We start from the raw sequence: 4,037 nt of genomic DNA, 5'->3' as shown, positions 1-4,037 counted from the left end.
TCGATCGCATCTGTCGTTCCAGCAAAAACTCTGCAAAAGTTAACAGAAGCTGCTGATTTTCCGGGAGTAAGTGTTGTAACTTGCCTAGCAAATCTTCCAAAAGTTCGATCGTTTGAGAAGTCATCTTATTCCCCTCAATGTTGGCGATAATCTCATTATCCGTTATTTTTTGGCGATCGATGCTCATCTTGAAACAAAAGCACCATCTATCGCGGTGGTCGTTGGGGAGTGCGATCGTCCTAATTGTACATCTGTGTGGGGATGCAAGAGTCACGAAGTCCAGAAACCGGGTTTTTTACGATAATACTTTGTTGTAGCCCGCAGATTTGGTAAAAACCCGGTTTCTTTGGTCGGAGTGAAGAAACTAGGTTTTTGGAGTTTGGGCGATCGGCTACAATATTCTAACAAAACACATACTGTTTCATTTTAACTGAGCGATCGCCTCCTCAACCTAATTCACTTTAACGTTATGGTTGACAAACCCAAAAGCCGTTAGTATTGAATAACCTACCTAGCAATCGGCCTTCCCAACAAGTATCCCAGGTAGCATCACCAGCAGGTTTGGCTTTACCATCGGAAATTTCCCAGTAGTATCCTCGATTTCCTACGACATTCCCAAAATACCAGGCTCCTTTATCAGCAATATCCGGGCTAGCACAAAGCCAGAAACCGTTCGGCTGCAAGTCTCTTCCTATTAACCTTGTGCCAGAGGGGCAGGTATCCCATCGTGCATCTCCAGCATTAGTTGCTCCAGAACTTGTGAATCTATACAAAGTTCCCTTGTTGTTTCGGACAATTCCAACGAAGACTAGGTTACTCCTAGAACTTGACTGAGCTAGCACGGTTGGCGAATCAAGAATACCCCTTTTTTGAGCAATACTCGGCTGTTGCAGCAACGCAACCGTTGTAACGCTAATAACAACGGAGCGAAAAAGTTGAATGTCGATCGGCTTCATATTCTTAATTTAAGTTAAGATTGACCAGTAAAAGTAAGTAACCTTTTCTAATTATTCCTTAAATCTCAAAGGCGGCAGAATTTTTGAGTGGCGGAAGATGGCGGAAAAAGACGGGAGTTATGTTAAGAATATTTACAGGAGGCGGATTTTAGCGGATAATGACGGATAGAGTAGCATTTAATTAACAGACTATGGACGTAACAAAGGTGTTAAAATATTTAGATGAACAGGTTGTCGCTCAAACAGGTAAGCACCTCGATAGTCTGCAAAGAGCAATTATTAAAGGCGTTATCAACGGTCAGAAATACGCCGATATTGCGAAAGAATATCAATGTACGCGAGGTCATGCAAAAGATGAAGCTTACGCACTTTGGCAAATTATTTCTGAAGTGTTGGGAGAAGATTTGAATAAGTCAAACTTTCGTGCTTCTATTGAAAGACTTGGAGTTGACAAATCTCATTATAAAAGTCAAATTATTGGTCATTATGTTATTGGTGGTAATATTAATCACTGCTCTAATCCTTCCCAAAATAACGAAAAATTAGAATCTATAGTTAGGGAAACTCCTACATCTGTCAATGATAGGGATGGCAATATTGAAAAAGAGCGAAAACTAGCTAAACTAGAAACGATACCGCGATTGGTAAAAATTGGCTTAACGGCAGAACAAATTGCCCAAGCTCTCGATTTGCCCCTAGAGGAAGTAGAACAAAAGATGCGATAAGTTAACGAACCATGAAATATACAGTTGTTATCCAATGGTCAGAAGGCGATCGATGCTTTCTCGTATTTTTACCTGAATTTGAAGATGTAATGCAGCCTGTAACTCACGGAGATTCTTATGAAGAAGCTATCTACAATGCACAAGAGGTACTGGAGTTACTAATCGAAAGTTGTCAGGCTGAAGGTAAACCATTACCAGCAACTAAGAAGCTAGAACGATTATTTCAGGCTGCTTAAATTTGTTCACAGCAATATCAGTCAAATATGGAATAAGTGCCAAACCGATACACTCTGCTAATCGTGGCGGTACGGCATTGCCAATTTGCCACATTGCCTTTTTCATTGAACCTTCAAAAATAAATGAATCCGGGAAAGTTTGCAATCTAGCCATTTCGCGAGCTGAAATCACGCGATTGAGATAAGGATGAATATGAGTGCCACCGTGATTTTCTTTAACAGTCATGCTCGGTTTTCCCGGATACTGTCGCTTGAAAGCATCGGCGTAGCTTTCATACAAAGAACCGCCTGGTGGAACTTTCGCAAGTCTTTCCATATACTGAACAGAATGACGAGTCCATTCGTGGTTAATTTCGGGTATGGGAGTATACTCTGGTAAATCATCAATCGCTGACTCGATTGCTTTGTATTGTTCTGGCAACAATTGCGACTTGGGATAGGGATTTTGCATCCCAAATCTATTGGCAATAAAAATCGCTCGCGGGCGGATTTGCGGGACTCCATAGGTTGCTGATTCCAGAACAGCAACGGACATATGGGGATAGCCAATTTCCTGAAAAGCTTCGCAAATGGCTTGCTTAACAGCTCCTTTTTGTATAGTCAATATTCCGGGTACATTTTCCATGACAACATACCAAGGACGTATTTCAGAAACAACGCGGACAAACTCTCTAAATAGGCGATTTCGAGGGTCGTTGGGGTCGCGTTTTCCAGCCACTGAGAAGCCTTGGCACGGCGGCCCACCTACAACAACATGAACTTGTGGCGAACCAATTTCAGCGAGTAACTTTTGGGGATTTAAGTTTTTGATATCGTCGCACAAGTGATGGCAATCGGGAAAGTTTTTTGTATGAGTTTCCGAGGCGATCGCATTAATTTCAACGCTTGCTACTGGTCGAAAACCTGCTTGCAATAAACCTTGGGTCATGCCGCCCGCACCGCAGAAAAGATCGACAAATGTATAGTCTGATTTTGTTAGTGACTGAGATTCAATATCAATGAATATCTTGTAGGGGTCGCAGTCATTTGCTTCTAGTTCGCGCTGGATGCGTTCGTAACGCCCTAGTTTTGCTTTTTTCTGCTTTTTGGCAGGAATTAATTCTGACTCGTTTGAGAACAAAGACAGTTGTATTGCTTCCATTTTCTAGTTTTTTACTGCATTTTATCTGATGTTGACCATTTCGGGCAGAGTGTCGGGTTCGCGCTTGGAGTTGGGGAGTGCGATCGTCCTATTGTACATCTGTGGGGGATGCGAGAGTCATAGGACTTAGACATGGGGCCCAGAAACCGGGTTTTTTACGAAAATACTTTGTTGTAGCCCGCAGATTTGGTAAAAACCCGGTTTCTCAAATCAACTCGGTTTTTGTAGTTTGGGCGATCGGCTACAATATCGTAAACCCCGTTAGCTGGCATCACTCATGCCTAAAAAAATCAGAGAATTGAAGAGCCTATTACTAAAAGCAGGCTTTACTTACAGACAGGGAAAGGGCAGTCACACTGTATGGGAACACCCTTTATTACCTGAAAAAATTACACTATCAGGTAATGATGGTGATGATGCGCCAAATTATCACGAAAAAAGAGTAATTTCTGATTTACAGAAGCTGAAGGAGATAGAAGAATGAATAGCCATTATAGTCTAATCATCGAGTGGTCAGAAGAAGATCAACTTTTTGTGGTCAGCTTACCTGAGTTTACCGATGTCATGCAGCCTTGCACTCACGGACACACTTACGAAGAAGCGGCAAAACACGGACAAGAATTATTAGAAACACTGATAGAACTCTATCAAGAAGATGGCAAACCTCTACCAGAACCTCAAACTTTGGGAAAACGATTGCAGATAGCATAAAGTTATTAATACCATCGAAAAACTCTTAAAACTTTTGATGCGTTCTCCCTTGTGGCTCATCGCTATCCCGAAGCTGCTCGCCTATGGTTGGTGCAGCTTGAAAATATTTCACCAGCCGATATTTTAAATATTTTTAATCGCATTATGTCGCGATCGCGTCCCGATTATTCCAGTTTTATCGAATGGCTGGATCTTCCCGATGGTGGGGACGATCCACTTGAAATTTTAGCTCGCAGTGGTGGGGAACGAGTCACAGATACGTTTGCCG

7 protein-coding genes and 1 pseudogene are annotated in these 4,037 nt (G+C 42.1%); 5 read left to right on the top strand and 3 right to left on the bottom strand.

Annotation, left to right across the window (positions count from 1 at the left end; all coding sequences use genetic code 11):
* Both AAFP11_RS29840 and AAFP11_RS29835 read right to left on the bottom strand, forming a co-directional pair.
* On the bottom strand, positions 1 to 274 hold a 274-nt coding region (locus tag AAFP11_RS29840; RefSeq protein WP_341740256.1), incomplete at its 3' end, for a hypothetical protein.
* 193 nt (positions 275 to 467) lie between these two features.
* On the bottom strand, positions 468 to 956 hold the full coding sequence (locus tag AAFP11_RS29835; protein WP_341740255.1) for a hypothetical protein: 489 nt from the start codon (positions 954 to 956) through the stop codon (positions 468 to 470).
* Between the two features lie 191 nt (positions 957 to 1,147).
* On the opposite strand from AAFP11_RS29835, the gene AAFP11_RS29830 reads away from it, so the two are divergent.
* A complete protein-coding gene (locus AAFP11_RS29830) occupies positions 1,148 to 1,681 on the top strand; it encodes a hypothetical protein (protein WP_341740254.1) in 534 nt (177 codons plus the stop codon).
* A gap of 11 nt (positions 1,682 to 1,692) precedes the next feature.
* A complete protein-coding gene (locus AAFP11_RS29825) occupies positions 1,693 to 1,917 on the top strand; it encodes a type II toxin-antitoxin system HicB family antitoxin (RefSeq protein WP_341740253.1) in 225 nt (74 codons plus the stop codon).
* On the opposite strand, the gene AAFP11_RS29820 is transcribed toward AAFP11_RS29825, so the two are convergent.
* A complete protein-coding gene (locus AAFP11_RS29820) occupies positions 1,883 to 3,058 on the bottom strand; it encodes a DNA cytosine methyltransferase (protein WP_341740252.1) in 1,176 nt (391 codons plus the stop codon). The genes AAFP11_RS29825 and AAFP11_RS29820 overlap by 35 nt on opposite strands.
* A gap of 277 nt (positions 3,059 to 3,335) precedes the next feature.
* Here AAFP11_RS29820 and AAFP11_RS29815 point away from each other — a divergent pair, with 277 nt between their 5' ends.
* The 3 genes and pseudogenes from AAFP11_RS29815 to AAFP11_RS29805 all read left to right on the top strand — a co-directional run.
* Entirely contained in the window at positions 3,336 to 3,542 is a 207-nt protein-coding gene (locus AAFP11_RS29815) for a type II toxin-antitoxin system HicA family toxin (RefSeq protein ID WP_106148795.1), read from the top strand.
* Positions 3,539 to 3,769, top strand: coding sequence for a type II toxin-antitoxin system HicB family antitoxin (locus AAFP11_RS29810; protein WP_341732724.1), 231 nt, complete (start codon positions 3,539 to 3,541; stop codon positions 3,767 to 3,769). Before AAFP11_RS29815 ends, AAFP11_RS29810 begins: the two co-directional genes overlap by 4 nt.
* A gap of 51 nt (positions 3,770 to 3,820) precedes the next feature.
* Positions 3,821 to 4,037, top strand: a pseudogene (locus AAFP11_RS29805) (hypothetical protein); the annotation flags it as partial.

This window comes from Microcoleus sp. CAWBG640 (genome assembly GCF_020883015.1).
GTDB classification, from domain to species: Bacteria; Cyanobacteriota; Cyanobacteriia; order Cyanobacteriales; family Microcoleaceae; genus Microcoleus; species Microcoleus anatoxicus.
Note: the sequence above shows the minus strand (reverse complement) of the source record. Positions and strands in the feature narration are given on the sequence as shown.